The sequence below is a fragment of the Halomonas profundus genome (assembly GCF_020865425.1).
GTDB classification, from domain to species: Bacteria; Pseudomonadota; Gammaproteobacteria; order Pseudomonadales; family Halomonadaceae; genus Vreelandella; species Vreelandella titanicae.
The window spans coordinates 2,601,074-2,618,823 of record NZ_CP086344.1; the positions used below are offsets into that span (position 1 = coordinate 2,601,074).

Consider the following 17,750-nt stretch of genomic DNA (forward strand, 5'->3'; position numbering starts at 1 on the left):
GCTAACCAACGCGCTGAAAATCCAACGCTTTGTGAGGCTTCATCGCTTTTAAGTCAACGCCATCCAGCAGCCAGTTAAGCTCTTGACCAGTTAACATCACGGTCTCACCCTTCAGGTGCATTGGCCATTTAAATCGCTCACGTTCCAAGCGCTTGTACCACACCACAAAGCCGTTACGTTCCCAGAACAGCAGCTTCACTTTATCTCGCTGACGATTACCGAACACGAACAGCGCTTGATCAAACGGGTTCAAGGCCATGGCTTCCTGTACCAGCAGCGCCAAGCCATCGATTTGCTTACGCATATCCACGGGCTCTCGGCACAGGTATACCTTTAGATCAGTGCCTGGACGAATCATGCAACAACCTCCACCGCGACAAACCGGGCGGGACGACAACGCGGTGGCACGGGAAACCCCTGAACGAGTAACCGTTTTTCCCACGCCATCAGGTCGGCTAACGTCACGGCTTGCGCTTTGGCATACGCACTTAACGGCATCTGTAACGCGGCAGCATAAGACAGGTGGCCTAACCAAAACGCTTGAGTGGAATTGAGTTCGCGGCTCATGATGATCTCCAAAGCAAAAGAGACCCCCAGTGTGATCAGCCAATGTTAACCTGGGTAGATGGGTTTTATGGCGCGCTTACATCGGTGCGTGGGTCTTTAAGCATAGGCTTGCCGATCTCGGCAAACGCCAGCACATCGAGAAACGCGCAGACGTTCTTACCGTCTGCGGCTTGGGGAGTATACGGGGCATAGGGACACCTGCTGTCTCACGACAGTAGAAAGTAAAAGGCCCCGCCAGAGTCTGGCAGGGCCTATAAGGTGAATACTGCTTTTAGCTAAATTCAGTGTTGTGGCATCGGGGGCAAGGCGGCAACGTATCCGAGTGATCGTCTAACGTGACTCTTTCGCCGCAGCTCTTGCAGGTGTAAGTGCCTTTGCCTGGTTTCTCGCCGGTAGTTGGCATAAATGCTCCTTTGTTTTATGGCGTGAGAATCCTCTTAGAGGAATTATCAGCGTAGAGCACTTAATGAAAATTAACCAGCACACTCATAGCAAGACGCCCCTGCTCAAAGCCAGGGCAAAAAATTGGATAGTGGTAATATAGTAGTACGAATTGATGCAGCATTCAAGAATTACAGCAATCGTTCACCTTCAACGACGTCAAAAGAATTTGAAGATCGCTTCATCTGAACTACTTCGACTCCTCTTTCATAACATTTTTTTAAAACTTCATTTTTGAGCTGATCACTAGCATTGCAACCAACGAGAACTCTATTGAGCTTAAGACCGTTTAACTTTCTACTGTCTCTTTTCCCAAAACTCACGTAGCGCCACTCACCCTCATATTCCCAGGCATCCCCTTTAACTAGAGCACTGCCCATTGCTGCCGAAAATAAAACTTGACTACTATCTGTCCATGATTTTCTCACCAGATGAGTCACATCAACTGGGCCTTGCCTATACGAAACAGGTAGAAAAAGACCATTATCAATTGATGAATATGGGAACTCATATTCAAGACAAAAGCCTTGATGTGATTTAGCATAATGCGCCCACATCAGGTAGTTCCTTTTATTCGTTGCAAAAGAGCAAATCAGAGCAGCCCCCCTTAAACTATTCTCCAATATCTCTTCTAACCTTAAAGACACAGCCTCACATTGCTTTGAGATGTGGTCAAAATATTTTTCAAAAGGTTTCTGACTTTTTGCCCTACTAAAAAGCTGCTTATCTGCTCTTTCGCCGTGCACATCCAATTTATCTTTTCCAGCTAAAACTTTCAACGCCTCTCTGAAGCCGGAGTTCATGTTCTTATTTAAATAATCATTTAAACCGGGAATTATTGCAGCATCTTTATCAAAAAAAATCCGCGCATCAAAAGGATCATTATAATCATTTGGATATGATAAGTGTTCATATCCTTCTTGCAATGCAATCAAATCACCTTTATGCCCCGACCTGTAGCGATAGATGCATTCAGGACGATTTGCAACTACTAAAGATGCTAAATTATAGAATGATATGCATCCGTCCTCAAAAACTCCAGTGCTTTTTAATACTTCCTCCCTCCAATCAACATTAACCACGCCTTACCCCCAATCTTTAAACGTTTTATGCAACTTTATTTAAAATAGCAGATAATGGCGCTAGTGCTAGCCATTCCCAATGATCTAAAATTGACAATATATCTTCCCAAACATCTCCCCAAGTAACTCGATCATCTCTTGTCCAGAACCTTACCTTAATCTCAGCACCCAAGTATTCATTAAACCATTTCTTAACTATTTTTGGCGAGTGTAGTCCAGGGCGTGAGTACGGCCATGTCACCTCACTATGATGGTAAAGTGCAGCCATACATAGGTAGCGAAGGGTCTCAAGCTGCTGGGCAGTTGGCTTGCCCTTGCCCTGCCCTGGTAGCTTCACACCGTTATGAATCATTTGCTGGTACAGCGCTATCTCGACGGTCTCCCGCCCACTCAACCTTGGTAAACGGCCCAAAGCAATAACGGGCCAACGCTGCCAAGTGCGCTGGCTGGTTCTCAACGGCACTAATAACCGCGCCCGCTTCCAGCCCATTCACAATTCGCCAGTCATTGTTGTTGCGCTGAGTTGCCTGGACCTGCGTGCCCATCCGCGCTATCTCCTGCGCATATGCCATGACACTGCCCCGCTGCTCGTGATACGCCTCAAAGATCATCTGTTGTGCTGAGATATATCGCATCACTTCCCCCTACCGTTGCGTTTTCTTTCATCAACGACTTGATCCCATACGCTTTTCACCTTATTCAGCTCACCCCGTACGGCATCGTTTTACGCAGCAGCAAAGCAGGCAAACAAGCTGTGATCCCCTGGGATGATGAGCTGAGGCGTTTAGTGCAGGAGATAAAGGCCGACAACCTAGGCCGTGGCAAGCAAGGCTCAACGCTGTTCTGCAAGCGGGACGGCCTGCCTTACAACAAGGATAAGTTTCACAGCCGTTGGCAGTACGGGATGCGTAAGGCGATGCATGAGGGCCACATCGAACGGTTTACCGAGCATGACCTACGCGCAAAGCACGCAACCGATGCAGATGACCAAGGCTATGACGCCATGACCAATTTGCAGCACAGCGACCGGCGAACGACTGAGGTTTATCTACGTGCTAAGCGAGTGTTGACGGTAAGCACGCTGGGAGCCGGAGAGTTCTTAGAAGATTAGACATTAGTCTATTGTGCACTGGTCTGGCTGAAGCAGTATAACGGTAGGTGTTCCCCTCGTTATACTTTCACCTTTTTTCGTGCCTAGAAACGAGAAAAGGGAACCAGCTAAGTAGCTGATTCCCTTCAAATAGTGGCGGAGGGACAGGGATTCGAACCCTGGATAGGCTATTAACCTATGCCGGTTTTCAAGACCGGTGCATTCAACCGCTCTGCCATCCCTCCGGCTTATGGGTGCGTATACTAACAGCTTTTCCTTGGAAGTCAACGCCTTTTAGTACAAACGTAACCCGACGCGGGTAATCTTTCCGCCTTCCATATCGCTGACCACCCAATGAATACCATGCCAATCGACGTCGTCCCCGATAACCGGGTGGCCGCCCACGCGCAGGGCGATAAATTCCGCCAGTGTCATGTCCTGCTCACCGGGGCTGAGCGTTAGGCCATAGGCTTGGGCGATATCCTGCATTTGCGCGCTGCCATCCAGGGTAAAGGTACCGAAGAAGGCGCGCTCCTGCTTGAGCTTGGCATCGCCATTGAATAGTCGGTTAAGCGCGTACAAGTCCTCTGAGCGGCCGATCACACAAATCACATCGCCCAGCTTCAAGCGCGTGCTGCCCTTGGGGTGCAGCATGGCGTGGTCGCGGAACAGCGCGGAAATCAAAGCACCTGAAGGAAAACGCAGCAGCCGAATGGGCACGTCCTCTAAATCCTGGTTTTCGACCCCGTACACAAACAGCTCAAAGTCGTTTTCCGGCAGGATGCCCAGCGGACCGCGCCGGTTAGGCACGGTGCCTACCGGCACTTCCACCTTCAACCACTTGGCCATCAGCGTCAGTGAGCCACCCTGAATCAGCAGCGACATCAATACCACGGCGAAGGCCACATTAAAGTAGAGCGAGGCGTTTTCTACCCCACCGATAACCGGGAAAATAGCCAGCACGATAGGCACCGCCCCTCTCAAGCCCACCCAGGCAATGAAGAAGGTTTCCCGCCAACGGAATTTGAAGAACGGTTTGATGGTGATCAGCACCGCCAACGGGCGGGCAATAAAGATGAGCGCCAGTGCCACCAAGCCCGCGGGCAGTGCCACGTCCCATAACTCACTGGGTGTAACCAGCAGGCCAAGCACCAGGAACAGGCCGATTTGGCTTAGCCACGCCAAGCCGTCGTGCACCGGCAGAATAAAGTTAAGGTGGCGCCCAGGCTGGTTACCAATCATCAAACCAGCAAGGTAGATGGCCAAAAATCCGCTACCGCCCAGCACACTGGTTAAACCGAATACGCTGAACCCCAGAGCCAGCGCCAGCATGGCATAAAGGCCTGGGGCTAAATCGAGCCAGCGAAGCAGCTTGGCACTCAGCCAACCGCCCCCTAGGCCGACAATCAAACCAATACCAAACTGAGAAAGGAAAAACAGCAGGGTTTCAACGGGGCCGCCAATATCACCAACAAGCAGCTCAACCAGCATCAGGGTCAGGAAAATTGCCATCGGGTCGTTGGTACCCGACTCGATCTCCAGCGTCGCCCCTACCCGTTCGTTGAGATTAACGCCGCGACCGCTGAGCATGGAGAAAACCGCAGCGGCATCGGTTGAACCTACGATGGCGCCAACCAGCAAGCCCTGTACTATCGTTAGGTCAAAAATCCACATCGCGATAACGCCAACAATGGCGCTGGTGATAAAGACGCCGAAGGTCGCGAGGGAAAGCGCGGGTTTAAAACCCACTCGGAAGGTTTTGAGGCGAGTACGTAAGCCACCGTCTAACAAAATCATGGCCAGCGCGAGGTGGCCGATGGCAAAGGCCATGGAGTAATCGTCAAACACTACGCCCAGTACGCCCTCTTCACCTGCTAGCATGCCTAGCCCAAGGAAGATCAGCAGCAGCGGCACACCCATCATCGACGATAAGCGGCTGGCCAAAATGCTGAGGGCCATAAGAGAACCGCCTACCAAAAAGAACGTATAAATTGTGTCCATGACTCTCCGTCTCTACATCAATACAGCGCTATTATTGCATGTAACCGTTGAATTTACTGTCTCTTCTCAGCGCCCCCTTATGCTCAAGGGGCTGGTCAGAAGCTTTCCCAGGCGGCTACACTTCGCCGTTACAACCCCTGGAGTTACTGACTATGTTGCGTTGCCTCTTACGCTGTTGGCACCCTATCCTGTTGAGTCTTATCGTCACCTTATTGTTTTCTAATTCAGTTATTTACGCAAATGAAGAGCGCGAAGAAAGCCCTTCAGAAACGGCCCCGCTGACGCTAGATACAGATGTTGAGGTGCCGGAAGCATTTTGGCGAAACATTGACAGCGAAAGCGTCGAGGAAGTGCCCACCACGGCGCAAACCCCGGCACCGCCGCTCGAACCACCGCCGGTTAAACACATCACGCTAATGCTGGATTGGTACTTGAGCCCGCAGCACGCAGCCTTGGTGATTGCTAAAGAGCGAGGGCTGTACGCTGCCCAAGGACTTGAAGTGGAGATTCAGTCACCGGCCGACCCCTCCATCGCTATCAAGCTGCTAACCGCAGGTGAAGTCGATTTGGCGCTGACCCGCCAGCCGCTGCTTCATATGCAGGCTCATAACGGCGCGCCAATCGTCCGCATCGCGACACTGATCGAAACCTCGCTGACGGCAGTCATTGTGGCGGGCGAGGAGCAGGCGGAAACCGAAAATACCTTGGCAGGGTTACACTACGGTTATACTACCGGAGAAGGCCGCGACCTGAGCATTCCGCGTTTACTCCCCCGCTCGGTACAGCAAACCGATGATTTCACCCCGCCCATCAACCTGCACTTCGACCCCATTCGAGCAATGCGGGAGGGGCAGATTGACGCGGTCGCCGATGGCTTTTACCACTACCTTCCTCAGCAGTTGGCGACTGAAGGCATTAACACTCACGTCATTCGCTTCGATGAGTTAGATATCCCCCGTAATGACGGCCTGGTGGTATTGGCCAATAGCGATACGCTTGCGCGCCGCGCTGATACCTGGTCTCGGTTTGTGCTTGCCGTTGAGCAAGCGAGCCACTGGATTATCGACAACCCTGACGCCGCCTGGGAGCTGCTGATTAGCGCGCACCCTGTGCTCGATAATGACATTAACGCCAACGCCTGGGAGGACATCCTGCGCCGCATGGCGCTGAGCCCCGCGGCGTTAGATAGCCGCCGTTACGCTGACTTTGAAACCTTTCTACACAAAATGGGCCTTACTGACGAGACGCTGCCCGTATCGCGTTTAGCAGTAGATCCACACACTTTATAGCCAAGTATTAATAGCTCTCCATCCACTACCATGGCGGCCCATGAGCGAAACAGCTTTAATTTTTGCAAAAGGTAAGGGGCGTTGTTTTGCCAATCAGGTGGGCAAGTGCCGTGTGGCGCGTGCAATGGTCAGGAGTCGATAGCAGCGCATACCCAGGGGGCGCAGGAAGCGCTCACCCAGCTTCAGGTCAATGTTTGGCCGTGGCCGGGCAGCATTGCTATTGAGGGGCAGTCAGCGGGCGCTACAGCAGCGCCCGCACGCTTTGATGTGGATAGCTACCGAATTTTGAACCGTTCCCTGCATTACCCAGGGCAGCACGGCTTAACGGTCACGCCACTGTGATAAAACAGCGCTTCTTAAGTATTTGAACACGCATCTACTGCGCGTCTAGAAACGCCGTCACTGCCTGCTGGAAGGCTTCCGGCTGGTCGGCGTGTAGCCAGTGACCGGCATTTTTGAGCGTTACCACACGGGCGCGGGGCAACACTTCACGCAGCGCGGGGATCATATCGTCAGCCACATAGTGGGAATCGCCGCCGCGTAGCACCAGCGCCGGGCCTTCAAAAGGCTGCTCGCCATCGGGCACGCCGATAATGTCACTATAACCACGCTTGATCTGATCTAAGCCTACCCGAAGCGCCATCACGTTATCGTCATTGCGCACCAGATTAGTGGCCAAAAACAGCCGTGTGGGTCGTGACTCAACATGCTCGCCCAGCAGATTATCGGCTTCACGACGATTTTTGGGCTGGCCTTCCCGCACATTATCGAGCGCGGCAAACACATCATCGTGGCCGTGCTCATAAGCCACCGGGGCAATATCCGCCACAATCAACGACGCCACCCGCTCAGGCGCCAAGCGCGCCAAACTGATCGCCACTTTGCCACCCATGGAGTGGCCCAGCACATGAGCGCGCTCGATCGAGAGCTTGTCCAATAGCGCTATCACGTCATCCGCCATGGTGGCGTAACGCATTCCCTCTGCATGGGGTGAGCGGCCATGGTTACGCAGATCCAGCGCAATCACCCGACGGCTGCCCTGCCACACTTTTAAGTGCGAACGCCAATTATCGGCACTCCCCAGCAAACCATGAATCACCACCAGCGGAGGTGTATCTACGGCGGCTTCGTCGGCGGGCATATCGATAAAGTGGAGATCAACGGTGGCAACGTCAGTCATGCTAGCTCCTCAGCCTTGCGGACTCTGTGTGTTTACGCGATTACGCCGTACGGGGCTCGGCATCCACCTGGCCTGTCCAAACCACCAAGCGGCGCGTTAGCCAGGCAAGCAGCAAGCCATACAGCGGAAGGAAAAACAGCAGGCTGATAGCGAGCTTAATGGCATAGTCGACGGCGGCGATTTCTATCCAATTGGCGGCCATAAACGGGTCTGGGCTGTTATAGAACGCCGCCGAGAAGAATGCAAAGGTGTCAGCCAGGTTACCCAACACCGTTGAGCAAACGGGTGCTACCCACCATGCCCACTGGCGCAAACGGTCAAACACTTGTACATCCAGCAACTGGCCAATCACATAGGCCAGGAAGCTGGCGAGGGCGATACGGGCGACAAACAGGTTCCACTCCGAAAGTGCCTCAATCCCGGCAAAGCTGCCGCGGGGAAATACCACGGATACCACATAGGAGACCAGCAGTGCGGGAAGCATAACGCGCAGAATAATCGATCGCGCCGGCCCTTTGCCAAACAGACGTACCGTTAGGTCGGTGGCTAGAAAAATAAACGGGAAGCTAAACGCGCCCCAGGTGGTATGAAAGCCAAACAGCGTAAACGGCAGCTGAACGAGATAGTTACTGGCGGCAATAATGCCGATATGGAAAGCCACCATCACCATTAGGCAACGGCGGTGTTGAGTCTCACTCAATGCAAACATGCGGGTAGACCTTTTTTTAATAGATAAGAGGGGTTAGGGAACCCTCGGGGTAGTAAGCGCATCGCCAAATCAACGTTGATAAAACTGGCGCTGTTCTGGGGAGCGCATTATACGGCTTATACATGATATTAAAAGCCAAGGGATGGAAGCCGCCACCCCTTGGCAATCTGCATGCCCTCGCACTTGGCTAATAAAAAGTAGCCGCATCAATCCAGCGGTGTGGCTCTATCAGCGGCACCTACCGAGCGTTCACGCATGACGGCGTGAACATCGGTCAGGCTGGTGGGGTCATCAATGGTGGAGGGAATACCAAACTCTTTGCCATCGGCAATCGTGCGCAGTAGCTTGCGCAGAATTTTACCCGAACGGGTTTTGGGTAAGCGGTCGACCACTAACACCTGCTTGAAGCAGGCAATTGGGCCAATATGCTCGCGAACCCGCGCAATGAGCTCGGCCTCCAGTGTCGCTTCATCGCCATTAAAACCATCTTTAGGAATCACCAGGCCAATCGGCAATTGCCCTTTAAGATCGTCATGAATCCCAATCACCGCGCACTCGGCCACCGCGGGATGGGCGCCAACCACCTCTTCCATTTCACCGGTCGAGAGTCTGTGCCCTGCCACGTTAATAACGTCATCGGTACGGCCCATAATGAACAGATAACCCTGCTCATCAAAATAACCGCCATCGCCGGTCAAATAATAACCGGGGAACGCCGCCATATAAGCGCTATGAAAACGCTTCTCGTCGCGCCAAACGCCGGTCAAACAACCTGGCGGCATGGGCTGTTTGATCACTACACTGCCCTGCTCCATGGGTTTGGCCTGTTCACCATCACGGTTGAGCACCTGCACATTGAAGCCAGGAACGGGGAACGTTGCGGATCCCGCTTTGGTGGGCACGGCCTCTATGCCGGGCAAGTTGGCGGCGATGGGCCAGCCGGTTTCAGTTTGCCACCAGTGATCAATCACCGGCACGTCCAAAAGGTCATCCAGCCAGTGAAACGTGGGTGGATCGAGGCGTTCTCCGGCCACATAGAGGTGCTTTAGGCTGCTGATATCGTAGTTCAGTAACAGTTTAGCATCAGGATCCTCTTTCTTAATCGCACGGAAGGCCGTGGGCGCAGTGAAGAAACTCTTCACCCGGTACTCCTCGATCAAGCGCCAGAAGCTGCCCGCATCGGGGGTTTTTACCGGCTTCCCTTCGTATACCACCGTGGTGCAACCAAGTAGCAAGGGGGCGTAAACAATGTAGGAATGCCCAACGACCCAGCCCACATCCGAGGCGGTAAAGAACACTTCACCGGGCTCCATGGCGTAGATCGCCTGCATCGAATAGGCCAGCGCTACCGCGTAGCCACCCGTATCGCGCATAACACCTTTGGGTTTTCCGGTGGTGCCTGAGGTATAGAGGATATACAGCGGGTCGGTTCCCTTCACCGGCACACATTCAGCAAACGGCGCCTTCGCAACCAACTCTTCCCAGTCGTAATCGCCCTCCTCCAGTTCAGCCCGGTGCGCTTCACGCTGATAAACGACGCAGGCATCCGGCTTATGGGCGCTTAATTCAACGGCTTGGTCTACCATTGGCTTATAGGGCAACACCTTGCCCAGCTCGATACCGCAGGAAGCGGCAACCACCACTTTAGGCTCGGCGTCTTCAATCCGCGCCGCCAGCTCATGGGGGGCGAAGCCACCAAATACCACCGAGTGAATAGCGCCAAGCCGCGCGCAGGCGTACATGGCCACCAGCGCTTCGGGGATCATTGGCATATAAATCACCACACGATCCCCCTTAGTGACGCCTAGTTGCGTTAGCGCCCCCGCAAAATACGCCACTTTATCGCGCATTTCGCGGTAGCTAAGGGTGAGTTTGGCTTGTGCGGCAGGCGAATCCCAGAAAATCGCCGCCTGATCACCGCGCCCATTTTCGACATGATAATCCAGTGCAGCGTAGCTAAGATTCATTTCACCGTCGCTGAACCAACGAGCATGCTCTTTCCCAGGGCTCTGCTCATCGTAGCTGAGAATGGTTTTGGGCGGCGTATACCAGGGAATACGTTTGGCCTGCTCGGCCCAGAACGATTCAGGGTGTTCGATGGAGCGTTGGAAGGTGTGTTGGTAGCGGTTCATGGTATCCCTATCTTTTTTGTAGTAACGATCAAGGAGAATTGTTGACACTTTATAAAGGAAACCGATATTTCGCCCTCATACTATGGGCTAAATAGCGACCAAAGCGGTAGACAGGTACCAACATTGTCGACAAGATGTCGAATGACTACCATTGATTAACCGTTAAACAGAAGTTTGGACAAAACTCGCTAAATTACTGATCATTAAACAACATGGTCCTCGCGACGCGACGATGCCTCGACAACGTACAGCAATGCCTTTAAAACGACGCCTTTAAAACAATGCTTATAAAACGCTGATGTAACAGTGTAGGCAAGGAGATCATTATGTCTGCTTCTACAAGCGCCGCTACACGCCTGCTTGAACATAACTGTCGCGCTATTGAGGCGGGAACCAACCTGCTAAAAGCGTTGGCCAATGAAAAACGGCTGCAAATCCTCTGCCTTCTTGCCGAGAAAGAGCTGTCAGTGACGCAAATTAATCAACAGCTTGCGTTAAGTCAGTCGGCACTTTCGCAACATCTGGCTATTTTGCGGCGTGATGAGCTCGTCGATACCCGACGGGAGTCACAAACCATCTATTATTCGTTAAGCAGCGAAAGCGCCAAGGCCGTGATTGACACCTTGGCACACCATTACGCTGCATAACGCTTCAGGGTTTAATCTCAGCGCCGCTGCCACCCAGCGGCGTCGATTAGACCAAGCGCTTTCAGCGCTGCTTTTTCAACACCTTCTGAAATGGCCAACCCCAGTTTACGACTGACGGTTTTAGGGGCTTCTAGCTTCACTGTGAATACTTGCGCCTCGGTCATACGTTCTACCAGATAGGCTTCGCTAGTCCCTACGCTGTCGACAAGTTGTAAAGATAGCGCCTCGCTACCGTACCAAATCTCGCCTGTGGCGAGGGTGTCAATATCCATGCTGGGACGCCGTTCTGCCACATAGCCTTTAAACAAGCGGTGCGTATTCTCTAAATCCTCCAAGAACTTCGCTTTACCCTCTTCGGTATTTTCACCCAGCACGGTTAAGGTACGTTTGTATTTACCGGCGGTAAGCAGTTCGACGTCAACATCATGGCGCTTAAGCAGGCGATGAATATTGGGAACTTGTGCCACCACGCCGATGGAACCAATCACTGCGAAAGGCGCGGCCTTGATGTGCTGTGCAGTACAGGCCATCAGGTAACCACCGCTTGCCGCCACCTTGTCGATACAGACGGTTGTGTTTAACCCCGCCGTACGCAGCCGGTCTAACTGCGCCGCTGCCAACCCATAGGCATGCACAAGGCCACCCGCGGACTCAAGACGCACCACTACCTCGTCTTCCTTAGCGGCGACACCGATGATGGCCGATACCTCTTGAGCAAAATGCTCGGTTTGCGAGGCTTTCAGATCGCCATGGAAGTCGAGCACCCAAACCCTTGGCGCTGAGGCGCCGTCTTGCTCCGTTTTGTGCTCCTTGTGACGCTTTTTATCTTCACTGCGAAATAGTTTCAGCAGCTTTTTGCGCGCACCAGGGAGCGTGGCAGCCAGCCGCAAACGCCGGACACGGCGGCGTCGTTGATCGTTAAGTGGCTCGATCGTGAGTTTCAGCTCGCTCTCTTTGTCCTGCTTGGTTCGTGCAATCAGCAGCAGGCCAAAGCCTATCAGCGCCATCACGATGGTGGTTTGCACAACAAAGGTGCCTATCTCTGCTACCCATTCACTCATTGACGTTCTCCATTAGAGGATTAATTCCTTTATAGCTCGTGCGTTGTATATGCGTATGCTGATAGTGACTAGCGCGCTTGATTGGAACGCCCGTATGAAATAACCTCGCTTGCCTTTACGATTGTTTCTTTTGGCTCTGGTCGCTAGCCTTAGCCTGATCTACTTAACCGAGAGATATGTTATGTCAAACAACACCCTTGAGAAGTTAAAAGCGCGTTTTAATCCGGAAGCGGCAAAGGGCATGGATGAAGTTTTCCAGTTTCACTTTACCGATGCGGGCAGCTACTACTTAAATATCCAAGATGGCACGCTGGACGTACAAGAAGGTGAGCACGACGATCCTTCTGTCAGCTTAAGCCTAACCACTGACACGCTAAAAGGCATTATGAGCGGTGAGATCAATGGTATGACGGCCTTTATGACCGGTAAGCTAAAAGCGACTGGTAATGTCATGCTGGCCACTAAGCTGACTAGCTTATTCCCTAGCGAGTAATCGTCATATCGGCACGCGGCGCCGCTTACTCTTCGCGCCAGCGTGCCAAATGGGTTTCGATTAGTTCGCGGGATATCGAGTAAGGCGGCGGCAGAGAGGGCAACTGACGAGGTGAAAACCACGCCGCATCGCTAATTTCCACCCCATCGATGCGAATGCGCCGGGTGGTGGCTTCGGCGAAGTAACCAAACATCAACGAGTGCGGGAATGGCCACGCCTGACTTTGGTGATAACGCAGTTGATCGATATGCACGCCCACTTCCTCAAACACTTCACGATGCACCGCCTCTTCCGCTGACTCCCCAGGCTCGATAAAACCCGCCAAGGTGGAGTAGCGCCCGGGTGGAAAGCGCGGACTGCGGGCAAGCAGCATCGCCTCCCCGCTGGTCACCAGCGTGATAATACACGGTGAGATACGCGGATAGTTGCGGTGCCCACAGGCGTGGCAGTGCATAGCAAATTCCGCAGTTAGCTTGGTGGCCGGTGCACCACAGCGGCCGCAGAAACGGTGATTCTCTAACCAAGCACCTACCTGCAGCGCCGTGGAAAGCAGGCTAAACCAAACGGTTGAAAGCTCGCTCATCCATTGACGACCATCAATCCAATCGTTTCCAGCTTGGGATTCCACAAGCAGCGCCACCGGTTCATCATCCCAGTAACACAGCGGCTGCATCTGCTCTGTCCAGGGTTGATAGGGCTGCAGCGGGGTCAACTCTTCACTACCGTTTAACGGTGCGGGCGCCAATAGGCTACGCGACAGCCGAATAACCCGACCAGCTTGTTCGTGATGGGGGATTTCTCGCCTAAGCATCGCTGGCCGCACCCTCCTCAAACCAGTTCAATTGATGCGCCTCGCACTTGGCCTGATGGGCCGCTCGCTCTTCGTCTGTTGGCCGCACCACGCGCAACTGGCCCGGCGTTAAAGAAAGCCGCTGAATCGACATCCCCTCATTGGAGGTATCCGCCTGTTCCTGTTCTGCTGCGGAGGCCGCGTCCAAGGTCAGCGCGGTCTGCCCACCGGTCATCGCCAGGTAGACTTCGGCGAGGATTTCAGAGTCTAACAGTGCGCCGTGCAGTACCCGGTGGCCATTGTCGATATCGTAGCGTTTGCACAATGCATCAAGACTGTTGCGCTGACCGGGGTGCATCTTCCGCGCCATGGTCAGCGTATCTAATACGCCGCAATGATCGCTTACCGGCCCCAACACAGGGGATTTACGCTGCCGATTCAACATGCCCAGCTCGTGGTCAATAAAGCCCACATCGAAGGGGGCGTTATGAATCACCAGCTCCGCGCCTTCGATAAATGCCCAAAACTCATCGGCAATTGCCGCGAATACCGGCTCGTTAGCGACTCTGGCATCATCAATCCCGTGAACGGCGACTACTTCAGCATCGATATGCCGCTCAGGATTGATGTATTGGTGATAAGTGCGACCAGTGAAGCGTCGATTGACCATCTCAATAGCACCAATTTCGACTAGGCGATGGCCATCTTTGGGGTCAATACCCGTGGTTTCAGTATCCAAGATCACCTGACGCATCATGCTCTCCTCTTTTGGTGCTCATCAATCGCTTCATTGGCCAGCGCATCGGCGCGCTCGTTGCCAGGGTGGCCGCTATGCCCTTTTACCCAGTGCCACTCGACTTGGTGGCGCTGGGTCTCTTCGTGCAGGGTCTTCCACAGTTCGGCATTTTTGACCGGCTGCTTGGCAGCGGTTTTCCAGCCGCGCTTGATCCAGTTATGAATCCACTGGGTAATCCCCTGGCGTACATATTGGGAGTCAGTCCAAAGCGCCACTTCACAAGGGGTATTGAGGGTGCGTAGCGCCATAATCGCAGCCATTAACTCCATGCGATTATTAGTGGTATCTGCTTCATAGCCTTTCAAGGTTTTCTCATGCTCGCCACTCGCCAGTACAACACCCCATCCGCCGGGCCCTGGGTTACCCCTACAAGCCCCATCGGTATACACCGTTACCCGAGGTAGATCTCCCGCCGCCTCTTTAGTCAATCTCCTGATCCCCCGGTCTATGTAGAACAGATTTATGTAAAACAGGCTTCTGTGGATCAGCTTTATTTGAATCAGCTGTGTGCCTATCCGTTTGCCGTGTTTTGGCTTGCGATGTTCTAGCGGGAGGCGTTTGATAGTGGGCGGATGAGCCTGAGCGGGTAACACCCAACGACGCCGGGGACACTGGCGCCTTCAAACCAAATTTCAAACGCTGCACTGGCGCTTGGCGCTGCTGTCGGCGTGCTTGAATCATATAACTTTCGCCCAGCGGCAGGTTATGCCGCCGCCCTAACGACTCCCAATACTCACCGCACTTGGCGTTCATCCGCCCCCTGAAACAGCAATAGTCTACCCGCTCCACCTCAAAGTCGACAAACGCCAACCAGTCCCGCAGGCGGCTAGCCGAGCGCCAGGTACCGCTCAAGGGAAACGTCTGTTGGCGCTTTCGCAACTGCCGGGTAAGACCACTCACACCGACAGGGTTAAAACCAAACAGCACCATAATGCCGTTGTCAGCAGTGACACGCGCAGCCTCCTGAAGCGTAAAGTGGGCATCGGTTAAGTGCTCAAGCCAGTGGTGGATGACCATCACATCTAAACAGCGATCCGGCAGCGCAAGCTGATCCGGTGGGCATACCAAGGTGCTATCGTTTTCGGCTAACTGACGCGTAGGCAACCAGCGTATGGGGTGCGCAATGGCCGACATGGTCATCAGTGCCGGCCCCATGCTCATTTCCAAGCTGTGGCCGCCCACACGCGATTCCACAACGGGCCCTAAGCAGGCACGCTGTGTTTCCCACAGCGAACGCCCCGCCTCTGTTTGCCAATAAGGCTGGCTACTTTGTAAGCGCTTAGCCAGTGTCGTGGCCATCGTCGAATTTGACATGAACAGCGCTTCCCTCCACAGTAACGGCTTTTTAACGCCTTTTACGCACCGATTTAGCGCTAATAAGCGCAATGTTTGATGTGTTTTTTCGTAACTTAAAGGATCTCGCCGATGATGAGCGTGACACCGATCCCCGCCCTTAGCGACAACTATATTTGGCTATTAAGACAAGATACCAGTCAAAGCGTTTGTGTGGTGGATCCCGGTGAAGCTGCCCCGGTGATCGAGTTTCTTGAGCGTGAGTCGCTCACCCTAAGCTGCATTCTGATTACTCACCATCATCATGATCATACCGGTGGTTTAGCAGAATTAATTAAACGCTACTCTCCGCACGTTATCGGCCCCGACAATCCCAAGATTGAAGGCATCGATGAAACCGTGGGTGATGGCGACGAAGTCCGCATTATGGGTCGCTTGTTTGACGTCATGGCGACCCCCGGCCATACGCTGGATCATATCAGCTACTTCACAGCGGGTATCCCTGCACTACTGTTCTGCGGTGATACCCTTTTTTGCGCGGGTTGCGGTCGTTTATTCGAGGGTACCCCAGAGCAAATGTACACCGCGCTGAAAAAATTTGCGGAACTCCCTGAAGATACACTGGTCTTTGCAGCCCATGAGTACACTCAGGCAAACCTAACGTTTGCCCGTGCTGCGGATCCTGAAAACGAAGACGTCAAACACGCCTTGCAGGAGTGTGAAAAGGCGCGGGCATTGGATCGCCCCACCTTACCCAGCACGATAGGACGCGAGCTGAAAATTAATCCCTACCTCCGTGTGGGCACTGATAGCGTGCGCCAAGCGGCAGGCACCCAGGGTGTTAATAATGATGATCTCGCTACGTTCACCACTCTACGCGAGTGGAAGAACCGTTTTTAAGAACGCTATCGAAACCAAACGAATGCAACTATGACCTATCGAACGATTCGCCAGCGCTTGATGCTGAGCGCTGGCAGTACCGTAATAATGGGCCTAATGTTAGCCGCTGCGGCAAGCTCACAAGCCTCTGCGACAGCCTATGAAGGATCTACGGCATCAACCAGTAAATCAGTAGACGCTACAAAACCACGCCCCACGCCGTTCCGAATCCATTTTTGGGAGGCGCTGGAGCTGGAACCTCAGGACGCTTGGACAACGCTGCGTAAAAGCTTTCAGTGGCAAGAGAAGTCACTGCCAGACGAGGCCCAAGCACGGGTAGACGAATGGATTGAGCACTACCGTTCCAGCCCCGAAAACATTGCTACTATCACCGAACGCGCCTCTCCCTGGCTTGCCTGGATTACCCAGCAAGTTAGCGAGCGTGGCCTGCCTGGTGAAGTCGCGTTAATACCCTTCGTCGAGAGCTCCTTTGACCCAGGCGCGCGAAGTCATCGCGGCGCTGCTGGGCTATGGCAATTTATGCCCGGCACTGGTGATGCATTGGGTTTGGTACGCAACGGAAACTACGATGGCCGGTTAGACGTTTTAACCTCCACCGAAGCGGCGCTGGACTACTTGGAAATGCAGGCCGATCAGTGGTATGAAGGCGATCTGATGCTTTCATTAGCGGCTTATAACGCCGGCGCAGGCACCGTTAACCGCGCTCGACGCCAGGCCCAAAGCCAAGGCCTAAACGGTGATTACTGGGATCTCTCGCTGCCCTATGAAACCATGCAGTATGTGCCCAAACTGAAAGCCATCGCGACCATCATTAACGACCCTGAGCAGTACGGTGTCAGCTTGCCGGAAATACATGTTGATCCGGCCTTCGCTAAAGTTAAGTTGGCCCAAGCAGTGACGCTCTCAGAAGCCTCTCAACTGCTGGGTGTCAGCCAAACCGCGTTAGCCGAATTAAACCCTGGCTTGCTCAATGGCAGCATTGACCCCCGTAGTGCTCAGACACTGCTGGTACCTGAAGAAGTGGATACCCAGATGCTAGCGCAGCTTTCTCAAGGCGGCAGTCAAACACAAGACAGCAACCAAGCGCTTGCGCAAAACAGCCGTGGCAATACCCACCGCGTTGAAAGAGGTGACAGTCTCTCTGCGATTGCGGCCCGGTATAATATTGACCAGCAAGACCTTATACGCTGGAATGCGATTGACCGCCCCAGCACTCTGCAACCAGGCCAACTGCTGACACTTTCAGGGCGTTAAACCGGGTTAACTAGTTGGCTTTGTT

At 53.4% G+C, this 17,750-nt stretch carries 21 protein-coding genes and 1 tRNA gene; 7 read left to right on the forward strand and 15 right to left on the reverse strand.

What is annotated here, in order from left to right; all coding sequences use genetic code 11:
* Position 1: 1 nt before the first annotated feature.
* The 5 genes from tnpB to LMS44_RS11775 all read right to left on the reverse strand — a co-directional run bounded on the left by tnpB (position 2) and on the right by LMS44_RS11775 (position 2,725).
* Positions 2–358 (reverse strand): IS66 family insertion sequence element accessory protein TnpB, encoded by a 357-nt coding sequence (gene tnpB, locus LMS44_RS11755; RefSeq protein ID WP_138801519.1) that lies wholly within the window; start codon positions 356–358, stop codon positions 2–4.
* Complete coding sequence (locus LMS44_RS11760; protein ID WP_138801520.1) at positions 355–567, reverse strand: hypothetical protein; 213 nt, start codon at positions 565–567, stop codon at positions 355–357. The genes tnpB and LMS44_RS11760 overlap by 4 nt, the downstream gene beginning before the upstream one ends.
* A 271-nt stretch (positions 568–838) precedes the next feature.
* Complete coding sequence (locus tag LMS44_RS11765) at positions 839–970, reverse strand: zinc ribbon-containing protein (RefSeq protein WP_138801521.1); 132 nt, start codon at positions 968–970, stop codon at positions 839–841.
* Positions 971–1,139: 169 nt separating this feature from the next.
* Positions 1,140–2,090, reverse strand: coding sequence for a DUF2971 domain-containing protein (locus tag LMS44_RS11770; RefSeq protein ID WP_138801522.1), 951 nt, complete (start codon positions 2,088–2,090; stop codon positions 1,140–1,142).
* Between the two features lie 341 nt (positions 2,091–2,431).
* Positions 2,432–2,725 (reverse strand): hypothetical protein, encoded by a 294-nt coding sequence (locus tag LMS44_RS11775; RefSeq protein WP_278370555.1) that lies wholly within the window; start codon positions 2,723–2,725, stop codon positions 2,432–2,434.
* Here LMS44_RS11775 and LMS44_RS11780 point away from each other — a divergent pair.
* Positions 2,707–3,201 (forward strand): tyrosine-type recombinase/integrase, encoded by a 495-nt coding sequence (locus LMS44_RS11780; RefSeq protein ID WP_236557300.1) that lies wholly within the window; start codon positions 2,707–2,709, stop codon positions 3,199–3,201. The two genes, LMS44_RS11775 and LMS44_RS11780, sit on opposite strands and share 19 nt — an antisense overlap.
* Positions 3,202–3,334: 133 nt before the next feature.
* Here LMS44_RS11780 and LMS44_RS11785 read toward each other — a convergent pair.
* Positions 3,335–3,425 (reverse strand) — tRNA-Ser (locus LMS44_RS11785).
* A 49-nt stretch (positions 3,426–3,474) separates the two neighbouring features.
* Positions 3,475–5,181, reverse strand: coding sequence for a potassium/proton antiporter (locus LMS44_RS11790; RefSeq protein WP_009287833.1), 1,707 nt, complete (start codon positions 5,179–5,181; stop codon positions 3,475–3,477).
* Between the two features lie 152 nt (positions 5,182–5,333).
* Here LMS44_RS11790 and LMS44_RS11795 point away from each other — a divergent pair, with 152 nt between their 5' ends.
* Both LMS44_RS11795 and LMS44_RS11800 read left to right on the forward strand, forming a co-directional pair.
* Positions 5,334–6,470 (forward strand): ABC transporter substrate-binding protein, encoded by a 1,137-nt coding sequence (locus LMS44_RS11795; protein WP_027959544.1) that lies wholly within the window; start codon positions 5,334–5,336, stop codon positions 6,468–6,470.
* A 105-nt stretch (positions 6,471–6,575) separates the two neighbouring features.
* Positions 6,576–6,812 (forward strand): hypothetical protein, encoded by a 237-nt coding sequence (locus tag LMS44_RS11800; protein WP_278370548.1) that lies wholly within the window; start codon positions 6,576–6,578, stop codon positions 6,810–6,812.
* A 34-nt stretch (positions 6,813–6,846) separates the two neighbouring features.
* Here LMS44_RS11800 and LMS44_RS11805 read toward each other — a convergent pair whose 3' ends face one another.
* The 3 genes from LMS44_RS11805 to LMS44_RS11815 all read right to left on the reverse strand — a co-directional run bounded on the left by LMS44_RS11805 (position 6,847) and on the right by LMS44_RS11815 (position 10,539).
* Positions 6,847–7,650 carry an alpha/beta fold hydrolase gene (locus LMS44_RS11805; protein ID WP_278370547.1) on the reverse strand — a complete coding sequence of 268 codons (804 nt, stop codon included), beginning with the start codon at positions 7,648–7,650 and terminating at the stop codon, positions 6,847–6,849.
* A gap of 40 nt (positions 7,651–7,690) precedes the next feature.
* Positions 7,691–8,359, reverse strand: a complete 669-nt coding sequence (locus LMS44_RS11810) for a 7-cyano-7-deazaguanine/7-aminomethyl-7-deazaguanine transporter (protein ID WP_009287831.1) — start codon at positions 8,357–8,359, stop codon at positions 7,691–7,693.
* 206 nt (positions 8,360–8,565) lie between these two features.
* A complete protein-coding gene (locus LMS44_RS11815) occupies positions 8,566–10,539 on the reverse strand; it encodes a propionyl-CoA synthetase (RefSeq protein ID WP_278370546.1) in 1,974 nt (657 codons plus the stop codon).
* Positions 10,540–10,817: 278 nt separating this feature from the next.
* On the opposite strand from LMS44_RS11815, the gene LMS44_RS11820 reads away from it, so the two are divergent.
* Positions 10,818–11,138, forward strand: a complete 321-nt coding sequence (locus LMS44_RS11820) for an ArsR/SmtB family transcription factor (RefSeq protein ID WP_022523354.1) — start codon at positions 10,818–10,820, stop codon at positions 11,136–11,138.
* A gap of 17 nt (positions 11,139–11,155) precedes the next feature.
* Here LMS44_RS11820 and sohB read toward each other — a convergent pair whose 3' ends face one another.
* Positions 11,156–12,199: a protease SohB gene (sohB, locus tag LMS44_RS11825; RefSeq protein ID WP_022523353.1), complete on the reverse strand. Its 1,044-nt coding sequence runs from the start codon at positions 12,197–12,199 to the stop codon at positions 11,156–11,158.
* Positions 12,200–12,380: 181 nt separating this feature from the next.
* Here sohB and LMS44_RS11830 point away from each other — a divergent pair, with 181 nt between their 5' ends.
* Complete coding sequence (locus LMS44_RS11830) at positions 12,381–12,692, forward strand: SCP2 sterol-binding domain-containing protein (RefSeq protein ID WP_022523352.1); 312 nt, start codon at positions 12,381–12,383, stop codon at positions 12,690–12,692.
* Positions 12,693–12,717: 25 nt separating this feature from the next.
* Here the strand turns inward: LMS44_RS11830 and nudC are convergent, their stop codons facing one another.
* From nudC to LMS44_RS11850, 4 genes are read right to left on the reverse strand one after another with little or no spacing between them, the layout of a single operon-like run.
* A complete protein-coding gene (gene nudC / locus LMS44_RS11835; RefSeq protein ID WP_022523351.1) occupies positions 12,718–13,503 on the reverse strand; it encodes an NAD(+) diphosphatase in 786 nt (261 codons plus the stop codon).
* Entirely contained in the window at positions 13,496–14,236 is a 741-nt protein-coding gene (gene dnaQ, locus LMS44_RS11840) for a DNA polymerase III subunit epsilon (protein WP_039859897.1), read from the reverse strand. The genes nudC and dnaQ overlap by 8 nt, the downstream gene beginning before the upstream one ends.
* Positions 14,236–14,706, reverse strand: coding sequence for a ribonuclease HI (gene rnhA, locus LMS44_RS11845; protein ID WP_022523349.1), 471 nt, complete (start codon positions 14,704–14,706; stop codon positions 14,236–14,238). Before rnhA ends, dnaQ begins: the two co-directional genes overlap by 1 nt.
* Positions 14,699–15,592 carry a class I SAM-dependent methyltransferase gene (locus LMS44_RS11850; RefSeq protein WP_159176821.1) on the reverse strand — a complete coding sequence of 298 codons (894 nt, stop codon included), beginning with the start codon at positions 15,590–15,592 and terminating at the stop codon, positions 14,699–14,701. Before LMS44_RS11850 ends, rnhA begins: the two co-directional genes overlap by 8 nt.
* A gap of 111 nt (positions 15,593–15,703) precedes the next feature.
* Here LMS44_RS11850 and gloB point away from each other — a divergent pair, with 111 nt between their 5' ends.
* Positions 15,704–16,471 carry a hydroxyacylglutathione hydrolase gene (gloB, locus tag LMS44_RS11855; RefSeq protein WP_009287828.1) on the forward strand — a complete coding sequence of 256 codons (768 nt, stop codon included), beginning with the start codon at positions 15,704–15,706 and terminating at the stop codon, positions 16,469–16,471.
* A 30-nt stretch (positions 16,472–16,501) separates the two neighbouring features.
* Positions 16,502–17,725 carry a transglycosylase SLT domain-containing protein gene (locus LMS44_RS11860; protein ID WP_027959550.1) on the forward strand — a complete coding sequence of 408 codons (1,224 nt, stop codon included), beginning with the start codon at positions 16,502–16,504 and terminating at the stop codon, positions 17,723–17,725.
* The last annotated feature ends 25 nt before the right edge of the window (positions 17,726–17,750 follow it).